At 57.3% G+C, this 26,545-nt stretch carries 21 protein-coding genes; 17 read left to right on the forward strand and 4 right to left on the reverse strand.

Annotated elements, in window-relative coordinates:
- Nucleotides 1-3 precede the first annotated feature (3 nt).
- From hisS to QE396_RS00380, 7 genes are all read left to right on the forward strand, one after another.
- The gene (gene hisS / locus QE396_RS00350) at nucleotides 4-1,278 is read left to right on the forward strand and encodes a histidine--tRNA ligase (protein WP_020883031.1); all 1,275 of its coding nucleotides are present in this window, start codon (nucleotides 4-6) and stop codon (nucleotides 1,276-1,278) included.
- Nucleotides 1,279-1,291: 13 nt separating this feature from the next.
- Nucleotides 1,292-1,912 carry a YfgM family protein gene (locus QE396_RS00355; protein WP_020883032.1) on the forward strand — a complete coding sequence of 207 codons (621 nt, stop codon included), beginning with the start codon at nucleotides 1,292-1,294 and terminating at the stop codon, nucleotides 1,910-1,912.
- Between the two features lie 10 nt (nucleotides 1,913-1,922).
- Entirely contained in the window at nucleotides 1,923-3,101 is a 1,179-nt protein-coding gene (gene bamB, locus QE396_RS00360; RefSeq protein ID WP_014171163.1) for an outer membrane protein assembly factor BamB, read from the forward strand.
- A gap of 112 nt (nucleotides 3,102-3,213) precedes the next feature.
- Nucleotides 3,214-4,686, forward strand: a complete 1,473-nt coding sequence (der, locus tag QE396_RS00365) for a ribosome biogenesis GTPase Der (RefSeq protein ID WP_020883033.1) — start codon at nucleotides 3,214-3,216, stop codon at nucleotides 4,684-4,686.
- 300 nt (nucleotides 4,687-4,986) lie between these two features.
- Nucleotides 4,987-6,528: a peptide MFS transporter gene (locus tag QE396_RS00370; RefSeq protein ID WP_025203468.1), complete on the forward strand. Its 1,542-nt coding sequence runs from the start codon at nucleotides 4,987-4,989 to the stop codon at nucleotides 6,526-6,528.
- 65 nt (nucleotides 6,529-6,593) lie between these two features.
- On the forward strand, nucleotides 6,594-7,628 hold the full coding sequence (locus QE396_RS00375; RefSeq protein ID WP_020883035.1) for a Gfo/Idh/MocA family oxidoreductase: 1,035 nt from the start codon (nucleotides 6,594-6,596) through the stop codon (nucleotides 7,626-7,628).
- 52 nt (nucleotides 7,629-7,680) lie between these two features.
- Nucleotides 7,681-7,902 carry a zinc ribbon domain-containing protein gene (locus tag QE396_RS00380; RefSeq protein WP_020883036.1) on the forward strand — a complete coding sequence of 74 codons (222 nt, stop codon included), beginning with the start codon at nucleotides 7,681-7,683 and terminating at the stop codon, nucleotides 7,900-7,902.
- On the opposite strand, the gene QE396_RS00385 is transcribed toward QE396_RS00380, so the two are convergent.
- From QE396_RS00385 to xseA, 3 genes are all read right to left on the reverse strand, one after another.
- Nucleotides 7,899-8,249 carry a protealysin inhibitor emfourin gene (locus QE396_RS00385; protein ID WP_020883037.1) on the reverse strand — a complete coding sequence of 117 codons (351 nt, stop codon included), beginning with the start codon at nucleotides 8,247-8,249 and terminating at the stop codon, nucleotides 7,899-7,901. The genes QE396_RS00380 and QE396_RS00385 overlap by 4 nt on opposite strands.
- Nucleotides 8,250-9,269 carry a M4 family metallopeptidase gene (locus QE396_RS00390; protein ID WP_020883038.1) on the reverse strand — a complete coding sequence of 340 codons (1,020 nt, stop codon included), beginning with the start codon at nucleotides 9,267-9,269 and terminating at the stop codon, nucleotides 8,250-8,252.
- Nucleotides 9,270-9,341: 72 nt separating this feature from the next.
- Complete coding sequence (gene xseA, locus QE396_RS00395; protein WP_020883039.1) at nucleotides 9,342-10,715, reverse strand: exodeoxyribonuclease VII large subunit; 1,374 nt, start codon at nucleotides 10,713-10,715, stop codon at nucleotides 9,342-9,344.
- A 162-nt stretch (nucleotides 10,716-10,877) separates the two neighbouring features.
- Here xseA and guaB point away from each other — a divergent pair, with 162 nt between their 5' ends.
- Nucleotides 10,878-12,344, forward strand: a complete 1,467-nt coding sequence (gene guaB / locus QE396_RS00400) for an IMP dehydrogenase (protein ID WP_020883040.1) — start codon at nucleotides 10,878-10,880, stop codon at nucleotides 12,342-12,344.
- A 67-nt stretch (nucleotides 12,345-12,411) separates the two neighbouring features.
- Complete coding sequence (gene guaA / locus QE396_RS00405) at nucleotides 12,412-13,989, forward strand: glutamine-hydrolyzing GMP synthase (RefSeq protein WP_014171154.1); 1,578 nt, start codon at nucleotides 12,412-12,414, stop codon at nucleotides 13,987-13,989.
- A 57-nt stretch (nucleotides 13,990-14,046) separates the two neighbouring features.
- On the opposite strand, the gene QE396_RS00410 is transcribed toward guaA, so the two are convergent.
- Nucleotides 14,047-14,877 (reverse strand): MurR/RpiR family transcriptional regulator, encoded by an 831-nt coding sequence (locus QE396_RS00410; protein WP_020883041.1) that lies wholly within the window; start codon nucleotides 14,875-14,877, stop codon nucleotides 14,047-14,049.
- Nucleotides 14,878-15,155: 278 nt separating this feature from the next.
- Between QE396_RS00410 and QE396_RS00415 the strand changes: the two genes are divergently transcribed.
- The 8 genes from QE396_RS00415 to iolC all read left to right on the forward strand — a co-directional run bounded on the left by QE396_RS00415 (nucleotide 15,156) and on the right by iolC (nucleotide 26,537).
- Nucleotides 15,156-16,661 (forward strand): CoA-acylating methylmalonate-semialdehyde dehydrogenase, encoded by a 1,506-nt coding sequence (locus tag QE396_RS00415; protein WP_020883042.1) that lies wholly within the window; start codon nucleotides 15,156-15,158, stop codon nucleotides 16,659-16,661.
- A gap of 11 nt (nucleotides 16,662-16,672) precedes the next feature.
- Nucleotides 16,673-18,598, forward strand: coding sequence for a 3D-(3,5/4)-trihydroxycyclohexane-1,2-dione acylhydrolase (decyclizing) (gene iolD / locus QE396_RS00420; protein WP_020883043.1), 1,926 nt, complete (start codon nucleotides 16,673-16,675; stop codon nucleotides 18,596-18,598).
- Nucleotides 18,599-18,888: 290 nt separating this feature from the next.
- Nucleotides 18,889-19,875: an inositol 2-dehydrogenase gene (gene iolG, locus QE396_RS00425; RefSeq protein ID WP_020883044.1), complete on the forward strand. Its 987-nt coding sequence runs from the start codon at nucleotides 18,889-18,891 to the stop codon at nucleotides 19,873-19,875.
- A gap of 31 nt (nucleotides 19,876-19,906) precedes the next feature.
- Complete coding sequence (locus QE396_RS00430; protein WP_020883045.1) at nucleotides 19,907-20,836, forward strand: sugar ABC transporter substrate-binding protein; 930 nt, start codon at nucleotides 19,907-19,909, stop codon at nucleotides 20,834-20,836.
- 54 nt (nucleotides 20,837-20,890) lie between these two features.
- Nucleotides 20,891-22,438 carry a sugar ABC transporter ATP-binding protein gene (locus tag QE396_RS00435; protein WP_020883046.1) on the forward strand — a complete coding sequence of 516 codons (1,548 nt, stop codon included), beginning with the start codon at nucleotides 20,891-20,893 and terminating at the stop codon, nucleotides 22,436-22,438.
- 11 nt (nucleotides 22,439-22,449) lie between these two features.
- Nucleotides 22,450-23,478 (forward strand): ABC transporter permease, encoded by a 1,029-nt coding sequence (locus QE396_RS00440; protein WP_014171147.1) that lies wholly within the window; start codon nucleotides 22,450-22,452, stop codon nucleotides 23,476-23,478.
- A gap of 8 nt (nucleotides 23,479-23,486) precedes the next feature.
- Nucleotides 23,487-24,620, forward strand: coding sequence for a Gfo/Idh/MocA family protein (locus tag QE396_RS00445; protein WP_020883047.1), 1,134 nt, complete (start codon nucleotides 23,487-23,489; stop codon nucleotides 24,618-24,620).
- Nucleotides 24,621-24,632: 12 nt separating this feature from the next.
- Nucleotides 24,633-26,537, forward strand: a complete 1,905-nt coding sequence (iolC, locus tag QE396_RS00450; RefSeq protein WP_020883048.1) for a 5-dehydro-2-deoxygluconokinase — start codon at nucleotides 24,633-24,635, stop codon at nucleotides 26,535-26,537.
- Nucleotides 26,538-26,545 lie beyond the last annotated feature (8 nt).

The raw sequence follows: 26,545 nt of genomic DNA on the forward strand, positions 1-26,545 counted from the left end.
AACGTGGCAAAAAACATTCAAGCCATCCGCGGCATGAACGATTATCTGCCTGGCGAAACCGCCATCTGGCAGCGCATTGAAGGCACACTCAAACAGGTGCTCGGCAGCTACGGTTACAGCGAAATCCGTTTGCCGATTGTAGAGCAGACCCCGTTATTCAAACGCGCGATCGGCGAAGTGACCGACGTGGTTGAAAAAGAGATGTACACCTTTGAGGACCGCAACGGCGACAGCCTGACACTGCGTCCGGAAGGTACGGCGGGCTGCGTACGCGCCGGCATCGAACATGGTCTCCTGTACAATCAGGAGCAGCGCCTGTGGTATATCGGCCCGATGTTCCGCCACGAACGTCCACAGAAAGGTCGTTATCGCCAGTTCAACCAGTTGGGTGTGGAAGTCTTTGGCCTGCAGGGCCCGGACATTGACGCCGAACTGATTATGTTGACTGCCCGCTGGTGGCGTGCGCTCGGCATTGCTGAGCATGTCTCACTGGAACTGAACTCCATCGGTTCTCTGGAAGCACGTGCGAACTACCGTGACGCACTGGTTGCGTTCCTGGAGCAGCACAAAGAGAAGCTGGACGAAGACTGCAAACGTCGTATGTACAGCAACCCACTGCGCGTGCTGGATTCCAAAAATCCTGACGTACAGGCGCTGTTGAACGATGCACCTGCATTGGGCGACTACCTGGACGAAGCGTCACGTGAGCACTTTGCGGGTCTGTGCAAACTGCTGGAAGCCGCGGGCATTGCCTATACCGTGAACCAGCGTCTGGTGCGCGGTCTGGACTACTACAACCGCACCGTGTTCGAGTGGGTGACATCCAGCCTCGGTTCCCAGGGCACCGTGTGTGCCGGCGGTCGTTATGACGGTCTGGTTGAGCAGCTTGGTGGCCGTCCAGCCCCTGGCGTAGGCTTCGCCATGGGTCTTGAGCGACTTGTTTTGCTGGTTCAGGCAGTTAATCCGGAATTTAAAGCAGATTCCGTTGTCGATATATACCTGGTAGCCTCAGGCGCGGAAACGCAGCCTGCGGCAATGCAGCTTGCGGAACGCGTGCGTGATGCATTGCCGGACGTGAAGCTGATGACCAACCATGGCGGCGGCAACTTCAAAAAACAGTTTGCTCGTGCCGATAAATGGGGCGCAAGTATTGCACTGGTGCTGGGCGAGTCCGAAGTGGCTAACGGCGAAGTGGTTGTGAAAGACCTGCGCTCTGGTGAGCAGACAACGGTAACGCAGGACGGCGTTGCGGCGCACTTGCGCACTCTATTGGGCTAAGGAGAAGGACTGCGTGGAAATTTACGAGAACGAACACGATCAGGTCGACGCGATTAAACGCTTCTTTGTCGAAAACGGCAAGGCGCTGGTTGTTGGGGTTATTTTAGGTGTCGGTGCGCTGGTAGGCTGGCGTTACTGGAACAGTCATCAGGCGGACTCCGCGCGTGACGCGTCGCTGTCGTATGAAAATACCGTTAGCGCAATCCGTGCCGATCAGCCGCAAACGCTGACGGCGGCAGAGAAATTTGCCGCTGACAACAAAAACACCTACGGTGCGCTGGCCGCACTGGAAGTGGCGCAGCAGTACGTTGATAAGAACGAACTGGATAAAGCCGCTAGCCTGCTGTCACAAGGGCTAACCGCCGCCAGTGATGAAAATCTGAAAGCGGTAATCAATCTGCGCCTGGCTCGTATTCAGGTTCAGCAGAAAAAAGCTGACGATGCGCTGAAAACGCTCGATACCATCAAAGGTGAAGGTTTTGCTGCCATTGTTGCCGATCTGCGCGGTGAAGCACTGCTGAGCAAAGGTGACAAAGCGGGCGCGCGTAAAGCGTGGCAAGCTGGCGTAGAGAGCAAAGCTTCACCTGCGCTGAGCGAAATGATGCAGATGAAAATAAATAATTTGTCCGTCTGAGAGGGACCCGATGCAATTGCGTAAATTACTTCTGCCAGGACTGCTTTCTGTTACGTTATTGAGTGGCTGTTCACTGTTCAGTGGCGAAGAAGACGTTGTGAAAATGTCCCCACTGCCGACTGTTGAAAACCAGTTTACCCCGTCCACCGCGTGGAGCACCTCCGTGGGCGATGGTATTGGTGATTTTTATTCCAACCTGCACCCGGCTTTTGCCGACAGCGTTATCTATGCGGCTGACCGCAAAGGTACCGTGAAGGCGGTTAATGCCGATGACGGGAAAGAAGTGTGGTCGGTTAACCTGGCGGAAAAAGACGGCTGGTTCTCTCGTAAACCGGCACTGCTTTCTGGCGGTCTGACCGTTGCCGGTGGGCATGTGTACGTGGGTAGCGAAAAAGCCCAGGTCTATGCTCTCAACACCAGCGATGGTTCTGTTGCATGGCAAACCTCCGTGGCCGGTGAGTCTCTGTCTCGTCCGGTCGTGAGCGACGGCATGGTACTGATCCACACCAGCAACGGCCAACTGCAGGCGCTGAACGAAGCCGATGGTCTGGTGAAATGGACCGTGAACCTGGATATGCCTTCCTTGTCCCTGCGCGGTGAATCTGCGCCGGCTACCGCCTTTGGTGCCGCCATTGTTGGCGGTGACAACGGTCGTGTAAGCGCGGTACTGATGCAGCAAGGCCAGATGATCTGGCAGCAGCGTATTTCTCAGGCGACAGGCTCAACGGAAATCGATCGTCTGAGCGATGTCGACACGACCCCGGTTATCGTTGACGGTGTGGTTTACGCACTGGCCTATAACGGTAACCTGACCGCGCTGGATCTGCGCAGCGGCCAGGTCATGTGGAAACGTGAACTGGGTTCGGTAAATGATTTCGTGGTTGATGGCAACCGTATCTATATGGTCGATCAGAACGACCGTCTGCTGGCGCTCAGCACCGAAGGTGGTGTTACGCTGTGGACGCAAAGCGATCTGCTGCACCGTCTGCTGACCGCACCAGCACTGTATAACGGTAGCCTGGTGGTGGGTGATAGCGAAGGGTATATGCACTGGATTGACCCGGACAACGGTCGTTTTGTTGCTCAGCAAAAAGTCGACAGCTCAGGTTTCCTGACGGAACCGGTCGTGGCTGACGGCAAACTGCTGATTCAGGCAAAAGACGGCACGCTGTACGCGATCACGCGTTAATTACCCAGCGGTTGTAGTATACTAAACGGCTCCTGTTCACTCAGGAGCCGTTTTGACATTTTTAAAAACGCCGCAAATGCGACGTTTATTTGAATTTTATGAGGCTTCAAACATGGTACCTGTGGTCGCGCTTGTCGGGCGCCCTAACGTTGGAAAATCCACTCTTTTTAACCGTTTAACACGCACCCGTGATGCGCTGGTTGCGGATTTCCCGGGGCTGACGCGTGACCGTAAGTACGGTCGTGCAGAAGTAGAAGGACGCGAGTTCATCTGTATTGATACCGGTGGTATTGACGGGACAGAAGATGGTGTTGAAACCCGCATGGCGGAACAGTCGCTGCTGGCGATTGAAGAAGCTGACGTGGTTCTGTTTATGGTGGACGCTCGCGCAGGCCTGATGCCGGCGGACTCCGCTATTGCGAAACATCTGCGCTCGCGTGAAAAACCCACTTTCCTGGTGGCGAACAAAACTGACGGTATTGATGCAGACCAGGCGGTTGCGGATTTCTGGTCCTTAGGTCTGGGCGAAATCTACCCGATTGCGGCATCTCATGGCCGTGGCGTGACCAGCCTGCTGGAAACCGTTCTGCTGCCGTGGGTTGATGAAGTTAACCCGCCGGAAGAGATCGATGAAGACGCCGAATATTGGGCGCAGTTCGAAGACGGCGAAGCGGGCGAGGAAGAGCCTGAAGACGACTTCAACCCGCAGGATCTGCCGATCAAACTGGCTATCGTGGGCCGTCCAAACGTAGGTAAGTCTACACTTACTAACCGTATCCTCGGCGAAGAGCGTGTGGTCGTTTACGACATGCCGGGCACCACCCGCGACAGTATTTATATCCCGATGCAGCGCGATGAGCGTGAGTATGTGCTCATTGATACCGCAGGCGTACGTAAGCGAGGGAAAATCACCGATGTGGTGGAAAAATTCTCCGTTATCAAAACCCTGCAGGCGATTGAAGATGCCAACGTGGTCATGCTGGTCATCGATGCGCGTGAAGGTATCTCCGATCAGGACCTTTCTCTGCTCGGCTTCATTCTGAATAGTGGGCGCTCACTCGTTATCGTGGTCAACAAATGGGATGGCCTGAGTAATGAGGTGAGAGAGCAGGTGAAAGAGACGCTCGACTTCCGTCTGGGCTTTATCGACTTTGCTCGCGTGCACTTTATCTCTGCGTTACACGGCAGCGGTGTAGGTAATCTGTTTGAGTCCGTGCGTGAAGCGTACGACAGCTCCACCCGTCGTCAGAGCACCGCCATGCTGACCCGTATCATGAACATGGCAGCAGAAGACCATCAGCCGCCGCTGGTGCGTGGTCGTCGCGTGAAGCTGAAATATGCTCACGCCGGTGGTTATAACCCACCAATCGTGGTGATTCACGGCAACCAGGTTAAAGACCTGCCGGATTCCTACAAGCGCTATCTGATGAACTACTTCCGTAAATCACTGGACGTCATGGGCACGCCAATCCGCATCCAGTTCAAGGAAGGGGAGAACCCGTTCGCCAACAAGCGCAATACCCTGACGCCAAACCAGATGCGTAAGCGTAAGCGTTTGATTAAGCACATTAAGAAAAGCAAATAAGCGTTGCCGTTCTTTCTGAAGCCCGCGTTGATCGCGGGCTTTTTTTCGCCCACTCATACCGCCAGTCCTCTCTGTGTGATGTCAATCACTATTCACTTTTAACCAAGTTTAAATCTAAGAAAGTAGACAATCATCGAATTTTCATCTTAAAGTCCAGGGTCCGGTACTAGACAAAACTAGCGACTGGTTATCAAATGGTTAACTAACTTTTCGCCGCATGTAAAAAATCGGTCAGATACGTAACTGGCCGGCGTACATGCTGGTGTTTACAAGCACGACACATACCTTCCTGGGAGAATTATGCAATCCTCTGTTAATCAAAAAGAAAGCCGAACGTTCTTCGGCCATCCTTATCCGCTCGGTTCGCTGTTCTTTACCGAGATGTGGGAACGTTTCTCGTTTTACGGCATTCGCCCATTACTGATCCTGTTTATGGCCGCCACCGTGTATGACGGCGGGATGGGGCTGGCACGTGAAAACGCGTCGGCAATTGTGGGCATCTTTGCCGGCACCATGTACCTGGCCGCACTGCCGGGGGGCTGGCTGGCGGATAACTGGCTCGGCCAGCAGAAAGCCGTCTGGTACGGATCCATCCTGATTGCGCTCGGCCACCTGTCGATTGCGCTTTCGGCCATCATGGGCGATAACCTGTTCTTTATCGGCCTGATGTTCATCGTGCTCGGTTCTGGTCTGTTTAAGACCTGTATCTCGGTCATGGTGGGGACGCTGTACAAAAAAGGCGATGCGCGTCGTGACGGCGGTTTCTCGCTGTTCTACATGGGCATCAACATGGGCTCGTTTATCGCGCCGCTGATTTCCGGCTGGCTGATTAAATCTCACGGCTGGCACTGGGGCTTCGGCATTGGTGGCATCGGGATGCTGGTTGCCCTGATCATCTTCCGTGTGTTTGCCGTTCCGGCAATGAAACGCTATGACAGCGAAGTGGGGCTGGACTCGACCTGGAACAGCCCGGTGGTGAAAAGAAACGGCGTAGGCGCATGGTTGCTGGCGCTGGCTGTGGGTGTGGCGGTTATCGTTACGCTGATCGCGCAGGGTGTGATTGTGATTAACCCGGTTGCGGTAGCCAGCGTGCTGGTTTACGTGATTGCGGCGTCCGTTGCCCTCTACTTTATCTACCTGTTCCTTTTTGCGGGCCTGAATCGTAAAGAGCGTGCCAGACTTCTGGTCTGTTTTATTCTGCTGGTCTCCGCTGCGTTCTTCTGGTCCGCCTTCGAGCAAAAGCCAACGTCATTCAACCTCTTTGCCAACGACTACACTAACCGCATGATCGGTGATTTTGAAATCCCGGCGGTATGGTTCCAGTCGATTAACGCCCTGTTCATCATCCTGCTGGCACCGGTATTCAGCTGGGCCTGGCCGAAACTTGCCAGCATGAACATTCGTCCGAGCAGTATCACCAAGTTTGTTATTGGTATTTTGTGTGCCGCCGCAGGCTTTGGTCTGATGATGCTGGCTGCGCAGAACGTACTGAATAACGGTGGCGCGGGCGTGTCGCCATTCTGGCTGGTGGGGAGCATTTTGATGCTGACGCTGGGGGAACTGTGCCTGAGCCCGATTGGTCTGGCGACCATGACGCTGCTGGCACCGGAAAGAATGCGTGGGCAGATGATGGGCCTGTGGTTCTGCGCAAGTGCGCTGGGCAACCTGGCGGCAGGTCTGATTGGCGGTCACGTGAAGGCCGACCAGCTGGATATGCTGCCGGATCTCTTCGCACGTTGCTCCATCGCGCTGCTGATTTGTGCCGCGGTGCTGATCGTCCTCATTGTTCCGGTACGTCGCATGCTGGAAAATGCGCAGACTAAACCGGCCGCTAACGCCTGATAACGCCTCGCTCGTCGATACCGGGGCAGGCGTTTGCCCCGGTAATTTACTCGACGAGGTAGAACATGCTGTTAGGGTTTGTTGGTCTTGGCGCGGTGGTGGAAACCGCTTATTTACCTGCATTACACAATCTGTATGGCGATTCACTGCACTGCCTGGGTTTTGATGTTCAGCCTGGCAGACACCCTGAAGGCGTGACGCGCTGCGCCTCTCTCACCGAACTTCTCTCGCATCCTCTTGATACCCTGTTTATTACCACGGCTTCTCTGCAGCATCTTGAGGTGCTGGAGCACGCCCTGGCGTCTCCTGTGGTGCGGATCGTGGTTGAAAAACCCATCGTCGCCACGCTCGCGCAGCTCGAAAAACTGAACAGGCTGCTGGCGTTGCCCGGTGCGGCGTCCCGTGTGCTCGCACTTGACCACTGGATGGCGCGCCTCGCAACGGTTCAGCTTGGGCTGATCGGGACTTTTGCTGATATCGCCAGAATTGACGGTTTTTTGCAGGAACCGAGCGGGTTTAACGCAAAAGGAGAACCTGTCGCGCTTAACTTCGCCACGGGTGAAATGGACACCCGCACGCTTCGCCATCCTGACGGCGTTATCCTGGACATCGGCACGCATGTGCTGGCGATGCTGCGTGAAACGGTGCGTTATCTGGGGGGCGGGGATGATATGACGCTGCAGGTGGTGGCCGCTACTGACCGGCTTGGGCGTGAGATCAAACAGGGCGATCTCACCACGGCAGAGGGCAGCGCTCATCTTCGCGGGCAGCTTAGTGGCATTCCGGTGGAGATTTGGCTCAACAAATATGCGGGACCGTCAGGCGGGCGAAAAGGGTTACGGCTGTATCTGCATGACGGGCGCGTCATAAGCCACGATCGTCACGGAGCGGAAGATGTGCTCGTGCTGACGGACGGCGATCGGGTTCAGCGCTGGCATATTCCAGGCACGATTTATACGCACTGCCTGGCAGAGCGCATTCTGGGGCAGAAAAGTCTGTTCGAATGTGACCCGGAAGAAGTGAGCCGGACGACACGCCGTCGAATGGCGGAAGTAGAACTGCTGCTGACCTTACAGCAACAGCTGCGTGGCCCGCACTGAGTGCTGCGTGTTAATATCAACGCATTACAGAATGCCCAGCAAAGGAGTCATCATGTCGATTACCTGCCCGGATTGCCACGCAGAGCTTGAAGCGCAAAATGGCATCGCCCACTGTGAGCACTGCGATAAGGATATCGCGCTCGAAGCCCGCTGCCCGGAGTGTCATCAGCCACTCCAGGTCTTAAAAGCCTGCGGTGCGGTGGATTATTTCTGCCAGAACGGCCACGGCCTGATTTCGAAAAAGCGCGTGGAATTTGTCCCGGCTGAAGTTTAATCACACACGCAGCCTTCGCCTTTCTGCCACAGCTCGACCAGCGACTCAGGGGCTTCCTGCTCAGGCACCAGCACAATCATATCGGTGTACTGGGCCTGATTGTGCTGAGTCCAGATTATCTGGATGCGAAAATAACGCTGATCGCCACTCCCCGGCGAGGTGGGTTCACCCGGCGGCTGGCCGCGTGGAAATGCCTGCTCCAGGATGCTTACCACGCGCTGACGCTGGGCCTCATTGAGTGACGAAAGCGTAATGGTGCGTTGGCCGCTTAGCTTAGGGATAAAAGCGACGCCGCCTTCCCGGGCCAGCTCAACGACGGCGTCATCTGTGAGTTCCGGAACCTGCATTTACAGCACTCCCACCTGTTCCCAGGCTTGTTTTATCGCAGCCGCCACGTCGCCACCGGACCGTTTCTCGCCGTGGGCAACCGTCAGTTTTGCGAAGGCCTCAAAATCGGCATCTTGCGCCAGGTGACGGTCGCAAACTGTGTCGTACCAGGCATATCCCGCTTTTTCCCAGGCATGACCCCCAATCGTCTTCGCGGCCAGATAAAACGCCCGGTTGGGAATACCTGAATTCAGGTGTACGCCGCCGTTGTCTTCGCGCGTTTTGATAAAGTCTTTCATGTGCCCAGGCTGCGGGTCTTTACCGAGCAGAGGATCGTCATAGGCGGTGCCGGGCGCTGACATGGAGCGTAGCCCTTTGCCGTTAATACCGTCTGCCAGCAGCCCCTCACCAATCAGCCAGTCGGCTTCATCGGCGGTCTGTTTGAGGTGGTACTGTTTGACCAGCGAGCCAAACACATCTGACAATGATTCATTCAGCGCGCCAGACTGCTCAAAATAGATAAGCCCGGCTTCGGTCTCGGTGACACCGTGGCTTAGCTCGTGGGCCACGACGTCAATGGCAATGGTAAAGCGGTTAAATATTTCGCCGTCGCCATCGCCAAAGACCATCTGCTGACCATTCCAGAAGGCGTTCTGATATTCCCGGCCATAGTGCACGGTACCGGTCAGGATCAGGCCTTTATTATCAAGCGAATCGCGCTGATACATTTTCCAGAAGAAATCATGGGTGACCCCCAAATAATTGTAGGCTTCATCAACCGCCACATCGCCATTTGACGGCTGGCCCTCATAACGCACCTGAGTACCCGGCAGCTCCTGCGTCTGTCTGGCATCGTAAATATCACGCTCCAGTTGACCGGCTTTATTGACGTGCGGCGCGGCGGGTTTGCCCGGCATATGCGCCATGAGCGTTTGCACATGCGTTAACGTCTGACGGGCGCAGCGCTGCTGCGGCTCAGAGCCACTTTCGATAATGCGACGAAGAATATAGGGGGGAATGACGCTGTGAAGATAAGACATGCTGCTCTCCTTAGTTCGGGCAAGGCCAGATAAAAGGGAATAGCAGCAGTATAGTTTGTAACCGACGAAGAATTATCCGGTTTTTCGCTGGCGCGTTTTTTTCACCGGTTTAATCTCTTTCACTTCGCTCTCCACCCAGCCGTCTGACAGACGGGTGGTGAGAACATCTCCGGCTTTCACCTGCTTCGTTTGCTTCAGCACTTTACCGTCGGTGGCGGTCGTTACGCTATAGCCTCGTGCCAGCGTCGAGAGCGGGCTGACCGCCTCGAGGTGGGTCACGGCGTTGCCAAAGCGTTCACGTGTGATGCTAAGACGTGCGCGGATAGTGTCTGCCAGTCGATACTCAAGCTGTTGAATACGCGTTTGCGCGCGATAAATCTTCGGCTGTGGGGTCTGCTGGTTCAGGCGCTGAGTAATACGCTGCTGGCGCGAGACCGCGCGCTTGAGCTGAATATCCAGCGCGATGTTCATTCGCTGACGCAGACGCTCCAGCACGGTTTGCTGACGGGCCAGCCGCAATTGCGGATGCTGCTGTTGCAGGCGATGATGAAGCTGGGTAAACCGGCGCGTCCGGTTGGCCAGGAAATAGTCCATCGCCATTTCAAGACGCTGCTGACCATTCTGCAGCTGGCGCAGCAGCTCCAGCTGATTGCGGCTCACCACTTCCGCGGCTGCGGAGGGCGTTGGCGCGCGTAAATCCGCCACAAAATCAGCTATCGTTACGTCCGTTTCGTGGCCGACGGCGCTGACGACCGGGATCTGGCTTGCGAAAATGGCCCGTGCCACGCGTTCGTCGTTAAAGCTCCACAGGTCTTCCAGCGAACCGCCGCCACGCCCGACAATCAGCACGTCGCATTCCTGACGTGCGTTTGCAAGTTCAATGGCGCGGACAATCTGACCCGGTGCGTCATCACCCTGAACAGCGGTCGGGTAGATGATAACGGGCAGGGACGGGTCGCGGCGTTTGAGGACATGAAGTATGTCGTGCAGTGCCGCCCCGGTTTTTGACGTAATCACCCCAACGCAGTGGGCAGGTGAAGGGAGCGGTTTTTTGAACTGCTGATCGAACAGACCCTCTTGCGAGAGTTTGTCTTTTAGCTGCTCGTACTTCTGCTGCAACACACCTTCGCCCGCAGGCTGCATACTTTCGACGATGATTTGATAATCGCCGCGCGGCTCATACAGGGTGATATTGGCACGAACCAGAACCTGCTGACCATGCTGAGGGCGAAACGTCACGCGGCGGTTGCTGTTGCGGAACATTGCACAGCGCACCTGAGCGGTGTCGTCTTTTAACGTGAAGTACCAGTGACCAGATGAAGGCTGCGTGAAGTTAGAAATTTCACCGCTGATCCAGACCTGCCCCATTTCCTGCTCAAGCAGCAAACGAACCGTCTGATTAAGGCGGCTGACAGTAAAAATTGAGGGGGATTGAGTGGATAACATGTGAGCGGGATCAAATTCTAAATCAGCAAGTTATTCAGTCGATAGTAACCTGCTGAGAGGGGAGTGCAAGGTTTTTTTATAAAAAAGTGTGGATGCAATCGGTTACGCTCTGTATAATGCCACGGCAATATTTAACCACCCACCAGGTCAGAGATATTGCCCATGCTACGTATCGCTAAAGAAGCACTGACGTTTGACGACGTCCTCCTCGTTCCCGCTCATTCCACCGTTCTGCCGAATACTGCCGATCTCAGCACGCAGTTGACGAAAACGATTCGCCTGAACATTCCTATGCTCTCTGCGGCAATGGACACCGTGACTGAAGCGCGCCTGGCTATCGCCCTGGCACAGGAAGGTGGCATCGGCTTTATTCATAAAAACATGTCTATTGAGCGTCAGGCTGAAGAAGTTCGCCGCGTGAAGAAACATGAATCCGGCATCGTGTCTGACCCACAGACCGTTCTGCCAACCACCACCCTGCACGAAGTGAAAGCCCTGACCGAACGTAACGGTTTCGCCGGTTACCCGGTTGTCACCGAAGATAACGAACTGGTGGGCATCATCACCGGCCGTGACGTGCGTTTCGTGACTGACCTGAACCAGCCTGTCAGCGTATACATGACCCCGAAAGAGCGTCTGGTGACCGTCCGTGAAGGCGAAACCCGTGACGTCGTGCTGGCTAAAATGCACGAGAAGCGCGTTGAGAAAGCACTGGTTGTGGACGCGAACTTCCACCTGCTGGGCATGATCACTGTTAAAGATTTCCAGAAAGCAGAACGTAAACCTAACGCCTGTAAAGACGAGCATGGCCGTCTGCGCGTAGGTGCTGCCGTTGGCGCGGGTGCAGGTAACGAAGAGCGTGTTGACGCGCTGGTGGCTGCGGGCGTTGACGTACTGCTGATTGACTCCTCTCACGGCCACTCCGAAGGCGTTCTGCAACGTATTCGTGAAACCCGTGCGAAATACCCAGACCTGCAGATCATCGGCGGTAACGTTGCAACGGGCGCAGGCGCTCGCGCACTGGCTGAAGCAGGCTGCAGCGCGGTGAAAGTCGGTATCGGTCCTGGCTCTATTTGTACCACCCGTATCGTGACTGGCGTAGGCGTTCCGCAGATCACCGCGGTATCCGACGCGGTTGAAGCGCTGGAAGGCACCGGTATTCCGGTTATCGCTGACGGCGGTATCCGCTTCTCTGGCGACATCGCGAAAGCGATCGCTGCAGGTGCTGCAGCCGTCATGGTTGGCTCCATGCTGGCCGGTACTGAAGAATCCCCGGGCGAAATCGAACTCTACCAGGGCCGTTCTTACAAATCATACCGTGGTATGGGCTCCCTGGGCGCGATGTCCAAAGGCTCTTCCGACCGTTACTTCCAGAGCGATAACGCCGCTGACAAACTGGTACCGGAAGGTATCGAAGGCCGCGTTGCCTATAAAGGCCGCCTGAAAGAGATCATTCACCAGCAGATGGGCGGCCTGCGCTCCTGTATGGGTCTGACCGGCTGTGGTACCATCGACCTGCTGCGTACTAAAGCGGAATTCGTACGCATCAGCGGTGCGGGTATCCAGGAGAGCCACGTTCACGACGTGACGATCACCAAAGAGTCCCCGAACTACCGTCTGGGCTCCTGATAAATTTCCGCGCCCGGCTCATGCCGGGCGCTCTGTATTTGTTTCACTTGCCTCGGAATTAGCGTCAATGACGGAAAACATTCATAAACATCGCATTCTCATCCTGGACTTTGGTTCTCAGTACACTCAACTGGTGGCGCGTCGCGTGCGTGAACTGGGCGTTTACTGTGAACTGTGGGCATGGGATGTCACGGAAGCACAGATTCGCGAATTCAATCCAAGCGGCATCATCCTGTCCGGCGGCCCGGAAAGCACCACCGAAGAGAACAGCCCACGCGCACCGCAGTACGTGTTTGAAGCGGGCGTGCCGGTATTCGGCGTTTGCTACGGTATGCAGACTATGGCCATGCAGCTGGGCGGCCACGTAGAAGGGTCTAACGAGCGTGAGTTTGGTTACGCGCAGGTTGAAGTCGTCACCGACAGCGCGCTGGTTCGCGGTATCGAAGACTCCCTGACCGCAGACGGCAAACCGCTGCTGGACGTGTGGATGAGCCACGGCGACAAAGTCACCGCCATCCCGTCTGACTTTGTGACCGTTGCCAGCACCGATAACTGCCCGTTTGCGATTATGGCGAACGAAGAAAAACGCTTCTACGGTGTGCAGTTCCACCCGGAAGTGACCCACACCCGTCAGGGTATGCGCATGCTGGAACGCTTCGTGCGTGATATCTGCCAGTGTGAAGCACTGTGGACGCCAGCAAAAATCATCGACGACGCCGTTGAGCGTATCCGCCAGCAGGTTGGCAATGACAAAGTGATCCTCGGCCTGTCCGGCGGTGTTGACTCCTCTGTCACCGCGATGCTGCTGCACCGCGCAATCGGCAAAAACCTGACCTGTGTATTCGTGGACAACGGTCTGCTGCGTCTGAACGAAGCGCAGCAGGTTATGGATATGTTCGGCGACCACTTCGGTCTGAACATCATTCACGTGGAAGGCGAGAAGCGCTTCCTCGACGCGCTGGCCGGCGAGAACGATCCGGAAGCGAAACGTAAAATCATCGGTCGCGTCTTCGTTGAAGTGTTCGATGAAGAAGCGCTGAAGCTGGAAGACGTTAAATGGCTGGCGCAGGGCACCATTTACCCTGACGTGATTGAATCTGCGGCTTCCGCAACCGGTAAAGCACATGTCATCAAATCTCACCATAACGTGGGCGGCCTGCCGAAAGAGATGAAGATGGGCCTGGTTGAACCGCTGCGTGAGCTTTTCAAAGATGAAGTACGTAAGATCGGCCTGGAACTGGGTCTGCCATACGACATGCTCTACCGTCACCCGTTCCCGGGTCCTGGTCTGGGCGTGCGTGTGCTGGGCGAAGTGAAGAAAGAGTACTGCGACCTGCTGCGTCGTGCGGACGCTATCTTCATTGAAGAGCTGCACAAAGCTGACCTGTACAACAAAGTGAGCCAGGCGTTCACCGTGTTCCTGCCGGTGCGCTCTGTCGGCGTGATGGGCGATGGCCGTAAGTACGACTGGGTTGTTTCCCTGCGTGCGGTAGAAACCATCGACTTCATGACCGCGCACTGGGCGCACCTGCCGTACGACTTCCTGGGTCGCGTCTCTAACCGCATTATCAACGAAGTGAACGGTATCTCCCGCGTGGTGTATGACATCAGCGGTAAGCCACCGGCTACGATTGAGTGGGAATGATTTTCCCCTGATATCACCCCAAACCCTCTGCTTGCGCAGGGGGTTTTTTATTCTCCGTTACTTCCCACTTCCCAGCCGATATGCCAGCGCTACCACCAGCGACTGCACGAGGCACAGCGTCGCCGACTGCGAGCGAAACGCGTCAACCTGCGCCTCTTTCACCACAAAACAGAGATCGCTGAAGGTGGCCAGCGGGCTTATCTGGCTGTCGGTGATCACAATCTGCCGCGCGCCGACGCTGGCGGCGGTTTCGCTGACCATCACCGTCTCTTCCGCATACGGCGAGAAGCTGATCGATACCACGATGTCCTGCGCCTTGATGCGGTTGATCTGCTCACGCAGCATCCCCCCCATTCCGTCGAGCAGAATAGGGCGGCACTCCAGGTGGCTCAGGGCGTAGGTCAGATAGGCGGCAACGCTAAACGAGCGGCGTAACCCGGCGATATAGATTGTGTCGGCGTCGGCCAGCAGTTGTACGGCGCGCTCCAGCATCTCCGGCTCGGCGCGGGCGGCCAGCTGCTGGAGGGCCTGCGCATTTGAACGGGCGAACTCCTGCAGAATATCGAGCGGGGTTTCCGGGACGGCCTGGCTTTCCATTTCGCGAAACAGCCGGGCGCGGTCACTGTAGCTGGCGGTCTCTTCCACCAGGTTCATGCGAAACAGCTGTTTCATCTCGTTGAAACCGGTGAAGTCAAAAGCATTGGCAAAACGGATCAGCGTTGACGGCGGCACATCGGCACGCTCGGCAATGACGGCGACCGTATCAAAGGCCACGCTGTTGGTATTATCCAGCACATAGCGGGAGACCTGCTGCAGCCTCTTGCTCAGGCTATCGTAGCGATCGCGGATTTGCTGCTGCAGCTCATTCAGGCTGGTTGCTGTGGTCATTTTACCCCCTATGCATAGTTTTATGATTCTAAACGCAAAACCGCGTCTTTTAAATGCCGGCCGTCCATCTGGCCTCAAAAATGAAACAGAAGCTTCACGCATTTCAACGCCTGAAATGCCTTAATAGCGCAGGCTGCACCGGTGATGGTGGCTGTTAACATAAAAATCCATCCTTGATCACAATAATCATCATTTATTTTATTTCAACTTAAAATGGAATATTTGTTTCATATATAGTGTTCAGGTAACAGTCACGTATCAACAGCGAGAGGTTAAGGATGGAGACGGTAGCGAATTTTATTCACGGCGAGTGTGTCACCGGTTCAGGCCAGCGCGTTCAGGCAATCTTCAACCCGGCCACCGGAGAGCAGATCCGCCAGGTGGTGATGAGTACGGCACAGGAAACCGAACAGGCGATTGCCGCAGCACAGCAGGCTTTTCCTGGCTGGGCGCGTCATTCTCCACTTAAACGCGCACGCGTGATGTTCCGCTTCAAAGCGCTGCTGGAAGAGAACATGGAGCGCCTGGCCCGCATCATCAGCGAAGAGCATGGCAAAGTCTTCTCCGACGCGGTGGGCGAGCTGACCCGCGGCCTGGAAGTGGTGGAGTTTGCCTGCGGCATCCCGCATCTGCAAAAAGGTGAGCACTCCGCTAACGTCGGCACCGGTGTCGACAGCCACTCGTTGATGCAGCCGCTCGGCGTATGTGCCGGGATCACGCCGTTTAATTTCCCGGCAATGGTACCGATGTGGATGTTCCCGATTGCGCTGGCCACCGGCAACACGTTCGTGCTGAAACCGTCGGAAAAAGATCCCTCTCTGGCGCTCGCGCTGGCAAAACTGCTGAAAGACGCCGGCCTGCCTGACGGCGTGTTTAACGTGGTGCAGGGTGATAAAGAGTCGGTTGACGTGCTGCTGACTGACCCACGCGTGCAGGCTGTGAGCTTTGTCGGTTCAACGCCGATCGCCCAATACATTTACGAGACCGCCTCCGCCCACGGTAAACGCTGTCAGGCACTGGGCGGGGCAAAAAACCACTGTATCTTAATGCCGGATGCCGATATGGATATGGCGACGAACGCGATTATGGGCGCTGCCTTCGGCGCGGCGGGAGAACGTTGCATGGCGCTGTCGGTGGTGCTGGCGGTGGGGGATAACACCGCTGATGAACTCTGTTCCCGGCTGGAAAAACAGATTGCCGCGCTGCGCGTCGGACCGGGTCTGGACCAGACGCCAGAGAACGAAATGGGGCCGCTTATCTCCTCGGCACACCGTAACAAAGTGCTGGGCTATATCGACAGCGGGGAAACTCAGGGAGCGCGCCTGCGCGTGGATGGCCGTGGGTTCAGCGTGAAAGGCCACGAGCAGGGCTATTTTGTCGGACCAACGCTGTTCGATAACGTCACGCCGGAGATGACCATCTATAAAGAAGAGATTTTCGGGCCGGTACTTTCTGTGGTGCGTGTTGCAGATTACAGCAGCGCGGTGGGCCTGATTAACCGGCATGAATATGGTAATGGCTCGGCAATATTTACCCGTGACGGTGGCTGCGCGCGCCGCTTCTGCGAAGAGGTGCAGGCGGGGATGGTTGGGGTGAACGTGCCGATCCCGGTGCCGATGGCGTTCCACAGTTTTGGTGGCTGGAAGCGTTCGATCTTTGGTGCGCTGAATGTCCACGGCAACGACGGCGTGCGTTTCTACACCCGAATGAAAACCATCACCGCACGCTGGCCGGAAATGCAGCAGGAGACTGGCGCTGCGTTCTCCATGCCGACGCTGGGCTGACAGGAGGTTTTATGCAAACCGAACGTATGACCATGGCTCAGGCCCTGGTCAGATTCCTTAATCAACAATATGTCTCCATTGATGGACACGAAACGCCCTTCGTGGAGGGCGTGGCGACCATTTTTGGTCACGGCAACGTGCTGGGTATAGGCCAGGCACTGGAGCAGGATCCTGGCCACCTGCAGGTGATGCAGGGGTGTAACGAACAGGGCATCGCCCATATGGCGACCGGATTCGCTAAACAGCATCGCCGTCGGCGCATTTTTGCCGTCACCTCATCCGTCGGGCCCGGCGCGGCTAATATGGTGACGGCCGCGGCGACCGCCACCGCGAACCGCATTCCGCTCCTGCTGTTACCGGGGGATATCTATGCCAGCCGCCAGCCCGATCCGGTTTTGCAGCAAATCGAGCAGTACCACGATCTCAGTATCAGCACCAACGACTGCTTCCGTCCCGTTTCACGCTACTGGGACCGCATTAACCGTCCCGAACAGTTAATGAGCGCGATGTTAAATGCGATGCGAACGCTTACTGACCCTGCAGCGACGGGGGCAGTGACCATTTGCCTGCCGCAGGACGTGCAGGGCGAAGCCTGGGATTATCCCCTGAGCTTCTTTGCGCGTCGCGTGCATCACATTGAACGCCGTCCGCCTGACCCCCAGCGTCTGGCCCAGGCACAGGCGTTGATTGCCCGTAAACGCCGTCCACTGGTGGTGTGTGGCGGGGGCGTGCGTTATTCCGGCGCGCATGAGGCATTTCGGCAATTTGTCGAGACGCTGCAACTGCCGTTTGCCGAAACCCAGGCCGGAAAGGGGGCGCTGGTAAGCGATCATCCCCTTAATCTGGGGGGGATCGGTGTGACGGGCGGAATGGCCGCTAACCAGCTTGCACCCAGGGCGGATTTGGTGATTGGCATCGGCACGCGCCTGACGGACTTTACCACCGGCTCTAAAGCGCTCTTTTCCCATCCGGACGTCGAGTTCCTGCTTTTGAATGTCGCCGAGTTTGATGCCCTGAAACTGGATGCCACGGCGCTGATTGCCGATGCGCAAACCGGGCTGCACGCTTTAACGCAGGCGCTCCCCGCGTACCGAAACCACTGGGGAGAGGAGATTGCTCAGGCGAAATCTGCCTGGCATGCGGAGTGCCAGCGCTTATGGGGCCGTCAGTGGCATCCCGACGATGCGCCTGAAGTGGCAGGGCACCTTGATGCGCAGTTGGCGGAATACGGTGAGGTGCTCAACACCCGTCTGACCCAGACGCGGGTGCTGGGGCTTATCAATCAACATATTGAAGATAACGCCATCGTTGTGGGCGCGGCCGGATCGCTGCCCGGGGATTTACAGCGCCTCTGGCAGGTGAAGACGCCGGACAGTTACCACCTGGAGTACGGCTACTCCTGCATGGGGTATGAGATTGCGGCGGCGATAGGCGCGAAGCTTGCCAGCCCGCATCAGCCGGTTTACGCCATGGTGGGGGATGGCTCCTACATGATGCTGCACTCCGAGCTACAAACCGCGGTGCAGGAGGGGATTAACGTCACCGTTTTGCTGTTTGATAATGCCAGCTTCGGCTGCATTAATAACCTGCAGATGGGGCACGGGATGGGGAGCTTCGGTACGGAAAACCGTCATCGAAATCCAGATTCAGGCCGGCTTGACGGACCGCTGGTAAAAGTCGATTTCGCCCAGAACGCGGAAAGCTACGGCTGTCGCGCGTGGCGGGTCCACGACGAGCAGAGTCTGCTGGCGGCGCTGGAGGCGTCGCGGGCGCATCCAGGCCCAACGCTGCTGGATATCAAAGTGCTGCCGAAAACCATGACCCATGATTACGCGTCATGGTGGCGAACCGGTGATGCGCAGGTCGCGGGATCGCCTGCGGTGCGCAAAGCCGCTGAGCAAACCCAGGCGCAGGTAAAAAAAGCACGCCAGTATTAAGTATTTCCCGCCATAACGAAATTTTCATTTCATTTTTCACTGCCTACATTCTCACCCTCTCCCGCCACGGGAGAGGGCACACCTGTCGCCATTTTGTCTCCTGTGTTTCTGTGGCAAGTGCATCGCGGCGCGGCTGCAATGTTGTGATATTGATAACAAAATTTATCTCAATCATCTCAAAAGTGTTAACCCGCACTCAAAAATATAATTTTCACTATTTATAAAAATGAAATAAATGTTTTATTTAAGGGGTCGTTAGTTCACAGCATTCACCAACACCGGGAGCCGTTATGTTTAACATTGCTTTACTGGGCGCTGGCCGAATTGGCCAGGTACATGCAGCTAACATCGCCAGCCACAGTGAGACCACGCTCTGGTCTGTGGTCGACCCGAATCAGGAATTTGCCACCCGCCTCGCCGCGCAATATCAGGCTCGTCTGCAGAGCCTGGAGGACGCGATGAGCGACCCAAACGTTCATGCCGTGCTGATCGCGTCTGCGACGGATACCCACGCGGATCTGATTGAGATGGCCGCCCGCCACGGCAAAGCGATCTTCTGTGAAAAGCCGGTACACCTGGATCTTGCCCGCGTGCGCGACTGCCTGAAAGTGGTTAACGAGTACAACGTACCGCTGTTTATCGGTTTTAACCGCCGCTTTGACCCGCAGTTTCGCCGGGTCAAAACCGAGGTGCAGGCCGGGCGGATCGGCAAGCCCGAATCGCTGCTGATTATCTCCCGCGACCCGTCCCCGCCACCGGCGCAATATGTGCGCGTTTCCGGCGGTATGTTCCGCGACATGACCATTCACGATTTTGATATGGCGCGCTTCATCATGGGCGAAGAGCCGGTGTCGGTATATGCCCAGGGCAGCAATCTGGTGGATCCGGCGATTGGCGAGGCGGGGGATATCGATACCGCGTTTATCGTACTGAAGTATGCCTCCGGCGCGATGGCGACCATCGTCAACAGCCGCCGCTCTTCTTACGGCTACGACCAGCGCCTGGAACTGCACGGCTCAGAAGGCCTGCTGTGTGCGGGCAATATTCTTGAAAATCAGGTGCAGCACTACGGCAAACAGGGTTGCACCGGCGCACTGCCGGAACACTTCTTCCTGCAGCGCTACAAATCCGCTTACGCCGCGGAATGGGAACACTTTGTTGCGGTGCTGCGCGGCGAAGCGACGCCTGACTGTAGCGGCGATGATGGTGAACGTGCGCTGTACCTGGCGGATAAAGCGCTGGAATCCCTGCGTAGCCAGCGTGAGATCGTCCTCTAAACACAACCACCCTACACAGAGAGACATAATAATGAAAAAACTGATCTTAGCCGCCCTCATCGCCATGACCGCCGGGGCAGCAATGGCCGAAAACGAGCAAATAGTTTTCAGTACACCAAACCTGGCGATGCCGTTTGAAGTTCACATGCAGCGTACCGCGGTAAAAGCCGCAAAAGAGATGGGCGTAAAGCTTCAGGTACTGGACGGGCAGGGCAGCTCGCCGAAACAGGTCGCTGACCTGGAAAACGCCATCACCCGTGGTGCGCAGGGGTTCATCGTCTCCCCGAATGACGTCAATGCCGTCTCCAGCGCGGTGGATGAAATTCAGGATGCGAATCTGCCCGTTGTGACGCTTGACCGCTCCGTCGACAGCCAGAAGAAGGTGCCGCATTTTGGTGCTAACAACTACAAAGGCGGCCAGGCGATTGGCGACTTCGTTAAAAGCAAATTCCCCAACGGGGCAGACATTATTCTGCTCACCGGCCAGCCAGGTTCCTCCTCCAACATTGAACGTACCAAAGGGATCCGCGACAGCCTGAAGGCGGGCGGGGACAAGTACAAGATCGTTGCCGATCAGACCGGCAACTGGATGCGTTCTGAAGGGATGCGCATTGTGGAAAGCGTTCTGCCGTCACTGCCGAAACGCCCACAGGTGATCCTCTCCGCCAATGACGACATGGCACTGGGCGCAATTGAAGCGCTGCAGGGCCAGGGCGTGAAGCCAGGTGAAATTCTGGTGACCGGATTTGACGCGGTCCCTGAGGCGCTGGCGCGCGTGCGCGACGGCTGGCTGGCGGTCACGGCGGATCAACGCCCGGGCTTCGCGGTACAAACGGCGATGAGCCAGCTGGTGGCCAACGTGCGTGAGAAGAAAGCCATCACCGGCGCGGACTACCCGCCAACGCTTATCACCAAAGAAAATCTGCAGCAGGCTGAGCGCATCAGTGAGGCCGGTAACTGATTTATCCGGAGCCGCCGCACAGGTGGCGGCTCACTATTAAGGAGGAGCAGACCGATGTCGCAACCCTTACTGAAAGTGACCGACCTGGCAAAAAGCTTTTCTGGTGTCTGGGCGCTGAGCAGCGCACAGCTCACCGTCGGTGCCGGGGAGATCCACGCGCTGCTGGGTGAGAACGGAGCGGGGAAATCCACGCTGCTGAAAGCCCTGGCGGGCGCACAGCCGCAAACGCGCGGGGATATCTGGTTCAACGGCGACACGCTGCCGGTGGACGATTCACCGGTTGAGCGGCAGAACAAGGGCATTATCACTATCTATCAGGAATTTAACCTGCTGCCCAATATGACCGTCGCGGAAAACATGTTTCTCGGGCGTGAGCCGCGTAAACGTAACCTGATTGTCGACGAAAAAGCGGTGAACCAGGAGGCGCAGGTGATCCTCGATTATCTGCAGCTGAACGTTGCGCCAACCACGCCTGTCGCCCGTCTGAGCGTAGCCCAGCAGCAGATGGTCGAGATTGCCCGGGCGCTGACGCTGAACGCCAGGCTGATCATCATGGATGAACCCTCCGCGGCGCTGAGCGACAGCGAGGTGGAAAGCCTGCACCGCGTGGTGCGCGAGCTGAAAAACCGGGGGGTGAGCATTATTTACGTTACCCACCGACTGCACGAAGTTTTCCAGCTTTGCGATCGCTTTACCGTTTTCCAGGACGGCCGTTTCACCGGCAGTGGCGCCGTGGCGCAAACCAATGTCGAGCAGCTGATCCGTCTGATGGTGGGGCGTGACGTGGCCTTTAATCGTCGTCCCGCCAGCGAAACCCATCATGAAAACAAGCCGGTCCGTCTGGCAGTAAAAGGGCTAAGCCGCGAAAAACCGCCGCTGGATCCGCACGGCATTGCCCTGCATGACATCAGCTTCCATATCCACGCCGGAGAAGTACTGGGCATTGCCGGCCTGGTGGGGGCAGGGCGCACCGAAGTGGCGCGCTGCCTGTTCGGGGCGGATGCCTTTACCTCGGGCAGCTTTGAACTGGACGGCGCCCCGTATCAACCGCGCGACCCGATGTACGCCCTCGAGCAGGGCATCGCGCTGGTCCCGGAAGATCGCAAGAAAGAGGGGGCGGTGCTGGGGTTATCGATTCGCGACAACCTGTCGCTCTCCAGTCTCTCTTCTCTGATGCAGTGGCGCTGGTTTGTGAATACCCGCAAAGAGGACGATCTGATTGAGTCCTACCGCAAGGCGCTGCAGATCAAAATGGTCAACAGCGCGCAGGAGGTGCGCAAGCTCTCCGGCGGTAACCAGCAGAAAGTTATCCTGGCGCGCTGCATGGCGCTGAACCCTCGGGTGCTGATTGTCGATGAGCCGACGCGCGGTATCGACGTGGGCACCAAGTCGGAAGTGCACCAGGTGCTGTTTGATATGGCCAAACAGGGCGTGGCGGTGATCGTGATCTCCTCCGATCTGCCTGAAGTGATGGCGGTATCCGATCGGATCATCACGCTCAGTGAAGGCCGGGTGACCGGTGAGATCCACGGCGACGACGCTAACGAAGAGCGGCTGATGACGATGATGGCCATCAACCACAACGCCCTCAACGCGGCATAACGGAGTTTTCCATGACGCAGATGATTTCTAAAACGCAGGTTCCGGTGAAACGCAGCGGACGCCTCGATCCTATCGCCTTCTTCGAGCGCTTCGGGGTACTGATTTTCATGATCCTGCTGCTGATTTTCTTTCAGTCGCAGAACAGCAATTTTTTCTCTGAACGCAATATTTTCAACATCCTGACCGAGGTGTCCATCTACGGGATCATGGCCGTGGGGATGACCTTCGTCATTTTGACTGCCGGTATCGATCTTTCTGTCGGCTCCATCCTGGCGGTCTGCGCCATGACCGCCGCATACGTGATTAAGGGCGACAACTTCACCACCGTTGATCCGAACGCCTGGGGCGGCATGAGCTGGCTGATTGGGCTGGGGATTTGCCTGGCGATGGGCACGGCGATTGGCTTCCTGCACGGCCTGGGCGTAACCCGACTGCGCCTGCCGCCGTTTATCGTCACGCTCGGCGGGATGACCATCTGGCGTGGTCTGACGCTGGTGATTAACGACGGCGCGCCCATTGCAGGTTTCGACCCGGGTTACCGCTGGTGGGGACGCGGGGAGCTGCTTGGCATCTCCATTCCAATCTGGATTTTCGCCATCGTGGCGCTTGGCGGGTACCTGGCGCTGCATAAAACCCGCTGGGGACGCTTCGTCTATGCCATCGGCGGTAACCCGGAGGCAGCGCGCCTGGCGGGGGTCAACGTGAAGCGCGTGCTGGTGAGTGTCTATGTGCTGATTGGCTGTCTGGCGGGACTGGCGGGCTTCATTCTCAGCGCTCGTCTTGGCAGTGCGGAAGCGGTCGCCGGGATCTCCTTTGAACTGCGCGTTATCGCCTCGGTGGTCATCGGCGGCACCTCGCTGATGGGCGGCTATGGACGCATCGGCGGCACCATCATTGGTTCCATCATTATGGGGATCCTGATTAACGGTCTGGTGCTGATGAACGTCTCGGCCTATTACCAGCAAATAATCACCGGATTAATTATCGTTCTGGCGGTGGCATTCGACACCTATGCCAAGAGCCGTCGCGGCGCATTGTGAGGATCAGGATGAAAGAGGTTCGTATTGGATTGATTGGCACCGGGTATATCGGCAAGGCGCATGCCATCGCCTATGCCCAGGCGCCGACGGTATTTACCCTGCGCGGCAAACTGGTGCGCGAGATGGTGGCGGAAGTGACGCCCGCGCTGGCGGCAGAGCGGGCGCAGGCCTTTGGCTTCAACCGCTCAACCGGCGACTGGCGGGCACTGGTGGCTGACCCGGCGATTGATGTCGTGGATATATGCTCGCCCAACCATCTGCATAAAGAGATGGCGCTGGAGGCCATTCGCCACGGTAAGCATGTCTACTCGGAAAAGCCGCTGGCGCTGAATGCCCATGACGCACGTGAAATGGTGGACGCCGCGAAGCGGGCAGGGGTGAAAACGCTGGTGGGTTTTAACTACATGAAAAACCCGACGGCACAGCTGGCGAAAGAGATCATCGCCCGCGGCGAGATTGGCGAGGTGATCCACTTCTACGGTACCCACAACGAAGATTATATGGCCGACCCGCTTTCTCCCATTCACTGGCACTGTTTTAAAGAGACCGCCGGGCTGGGTGCACTGGGGGACCTGGCGGCGCATATCGTCAACATGGCGCAGTATCTGGTCGGGGACATTCAGCAGGTCTGCGGTGATTTAAAAATTGTTGTGCCTGAGCGCCCGGCGCAGGCCGGTTCGTCGCAAAACGTTGCGGTTGAAAACGAAGATCAGGCGCACGCGATGGTCCGTTTCGCCGGCGGAGCACAAGGGGTGATTGAAACGTCCCGCGTCGCCTGCGGGCGCAAGATGGGACTGTCGTACGTGATAACCGGCACCAAAGGGGCCATCAGTTTTACCCAGGAGCGGATGGCGGAACTGAAGCTCTATCTGCATGACGACCCGGTAAACCGCCAGGGATTCCGCACGCTGCTTGTGGGTCCGTCACATCCGGACTATGGCGCGTTTTGCATGGGAGCGGGCCATGGTATCGGCTTTAACGATCAAAAAACGGTGGAAGTACGCGACCTGGTCGACGGTATTGCCGCTGATGTGCCGATGTGGCCGGACTTTGAAGAGGGCTGGAAGGTTTCGCGGGTGCTGGATGCCATCGCACTCTCACACCAGGAAGGCCGCTGGCTGAACGTGAACGACATTGTCTGATGAGGTATCAACGTGGAAAAGCAGTTTGATGTGATATGCATGGGCCGCGTGGCGGTAGACCTCTACAGTCAGCAAATTGGTGCCCGTCTTGAAGATGTGTCGAGCTTCGCGAAATATCTCGGCGGCTCGTCCGGCAACGTAGCCTACGGGACGGCGCGTCAGGGGCTGCGCTCATCGATGCTGGCACGCGTCGGTGATGAACATATGGGACGCTTCCTGCGAGAAGAATTACACCAGGTGGGCTGCGATACCAGCCATCTGATCACCGACAAAGAACGCCTGACGGCGCTGGTGCTCCTCGGCATTAAAGACCGGGACACCTTTCCACTGATTTTTTATCGCGATAACTGCGCGGATATGGCCATCACGGCCAGCGATGTGGACGAACGCTACATTGCCTCCGCACGGTGCCTTGCCATCACCGGGACCCATCTCTCGCACCCTCAGACCCGTGACGCGGTGCTGACGGCGCTTAACTATGCCCGCCGTCACGGTGTTCGCACGGTGCTGGATATCGACTACCGGCCGGTGCTGTGGGGGCTGACCTCGTTAGGGGACGGGGAGACGCGCTTTATTGCCGCGGAAAACGTGACCCGTGAACTGCAGGAGGTGCTGCACCTTTTCGATGTCATTGTCGGCACCGAAGAAGAGTTTCACATTGCAGGTGGCAGTACCGATACCCTGCAGGCGCTGGGTCGCGTGCGCGCCGTGAGTAACGCCACGCTGGTTTGCAAGCGTGGAGCGCTTGGCTGTTCGGTGTACACCGACGCTATACCGCCCCGGCTGGATGAGGGTCTGACGGTGACCGGCGTGCGCGTTGAGGTGCTGAACGTGCTCGGTGCGGGCGACGCGTTTATGTCCGGCCTGCTGCGCGGCTACCTTAACGACGAAGGCTGGGAGCAGGCCTGCCGCTATGCCAACGCGTGTGGTGCGCTGGTGGTTTCCCGCCACGGCTGTGCCCCGGCGATGCCGAGCAAGGCTGAGCTGGACGACTACCTGTCGCGTGCGGCGTCGGTGCCGCGTCCCGATCTTGACGCGCGCCTGAACCATCTGCACCGCGTCACTACCCGCCGCCGCGAGTGGCCGGAGCTGTGCGTGATGGCCTTCGATCATCGCAGCCAGCTGGAAGATATGGCGTTGCAGTGCGGGGCATCCCTGAAGCGCATCCCGGCGCTGAAGCAGCTTATTCTGCAGGCCAGCCGTGAGGCGGCCAGCAGCGCAGGGCTTGAGGGCAAAGCCGGCCTGCTGTGTGACGGCACTTTTGGTCAGGACGCCCTGAACGCGATTACCGGTGAAGGGTGGTGGATAGGCCGCCCTATTGAGCTGCCGGGCTCCCGGCCGCTGGAGATGGAGCACGGTAACATCGGCACGCAGCTCATCAGCTGGCCGCAGGAGCATGTGGTGAAATGCCTGGTCTTTTTCCATCCGGAAGATGCGCACGGCCTGCGTCTGGAGCAGGAGCAGAAAATCGCAGAGGTCTACCACGCCTGCTGCCAGTCCGGTCATGAACTGCTGCTGGAGGTGATCCTGCCAGCCAGCATGCCGCGCAGCGATGAGCTTTACCTGCGCGCCATCTCGCGTTTTTACAACCTGGGGATCTCTCCCGACTGGTGGAAACTGCCGCCGCTCTCTGCCGATGGCTGGACGGCGCTGAGCGAGATTATTGAACGTCGGGATCCACACTGCCGTGGCGTGGTGATCCTCGGGCTGGACGCCCCGGCTGAGCAGCTTCGTGCTGATTTTAAAGCCGCCTCGGGACACGCGCTGGTGAAGGGCTTTGCCGTAGGACGCACGCTGTTTGGCGATGCGTCCCGTGCATGGCTGAAACACGATATTGACGATGCGCAGCTGGTGGCACGCATCCGGGACAATTACCTGCAGCTTATCGCCTGGTGGCGCGAGCGCGGACACGCATAATTCAGGAG

Origin of the sequence: Enterobacter sp. SORGH_AS_0287 (assembly GCF_031453695.1) — a bacterium.
In the GTDB taxonomy this organism is placed as follows: Bacteria; Pseudomonadota; Gammaproteobacteria; order Enterobacterales; family Enterobacteriaceae; genus Enterobacter; species Enterobacter ludwigii.

Coding starts and splice junctions, on each gene's coding strand:
- bamB (WP_014171163.1), top strand. CDS start 1,923: ATGCAATTGCGTAAATTACTTCTGCCAGGACTGCTTTCTGTTACGTTA.
- der (WP_020883033.1), top strand. CDS start 3,214: ATGGTACCTGTGGTCGCGCTTGTCGGGCGCCCTAACGTTGGAAAATCC.
- QE396_RS00370 (WP_025203468.1), top strand. CDS start 4,987: ATGCAATCCTCTGTTAATCAAAAAGAAAGCCGAACGTTCTTCGGCCAT.
- QE396_RS00375 (WP_020883035.1), top strand. CDS start 6,594: ATGCTGTTAGGGTTTGTTGGTCTTGGCGCGGTGGTGGAAACCGCTTAT.
- QE396_RS00380 (WP_020883036.1), top strand. CDS start 7,681: ATGTCGATTACCTGCCCGGATTGCCACGCAGAGCTTGAAGCGCAAAAT.
- QE396_RS00385 (WP_020883037.1), bottom strand. CDS start 8,249: ATGCAGGTTCCGGAACTCACAGATGACGCCGTCGTTGAGCTGGCCCGG.
- QE396_RS00390 (WP_020883038.1), bottom strand. CDS start 9,269: ATGTCTTATCTTCACAGCGTCATTCCCCCCTATATTCTTCGTCGCATT.
- xseA (WP_020883039.1), bottom strand. CDS start 10,715: ATGTTATCCACTCAATCCCCCTCAATTTTTACTGTCAGCCGCCTTAAT.
- guaB (WP_020883040.1), top strand. CDS start 10,878: ATGCTACGTATCGCTAAAGAAGCACTGACGTTTGACGACGTCCTCCTC.
- guaA (WP_014171154.1), top strand. CDS start 12,412: ATGACGGAAAACATTCATAAACATCGCATTCTCATCCTGGACTTTGGT.
- QE396_RS00410 (WP_020883041.1), bottom strand. CDS start 14,877: ATGACCACAGCAACCAGCCTGAATGAGCTGCAGCAGCAAATCCGCGAT.
- QE396_RS00415 (WP_020883042.1), top strand. CDS start 15,156: ATGGAGACGGTAGCGAATTTTATTCACGGCGAGTGTGTCACCGGTTCA.
- iolD (WP_020883043.1), top strand. CDS start 16,673: ATGCAAACCGAACGTATGACCATGGCTCAGGCCCTGGTCAGATTCCTT.
- iolG (WP_020883044.1), top strand. CDS start 18,889: ATGTTTAACATTGCTTTACTGGGCGCTGGCCGAATTGGCCAGGTACAT.
- QE396_RS00430 (WP_020883045.1), top strand. CDS start 19,907: ATGAAAAAACTGATCTTAGCCGCCCTCATCGCCATGACCGCCGGGGCA.
- QE396_RS00435 (WP_020883046.1), top strand. CDS start 20,891: ATGTCGCAACCCTTACTGAAAGTGACCGACCTGGCAAAAAGCTTTTCT.
- QE396_RS00440 (WP_014171147.1), top strand. CDS start 22,450: ATGACGCAGATGATTTCTAAAACGCAGGTTCCGGTGAAACGCAGCGGA.
- QE396_RS00445 (WP_020883047.1), top strand. CDS start 23,487: ATGAAAGAGGTTCGTATTGGATTGATTGGCACCGGGTATATCGGCAAG.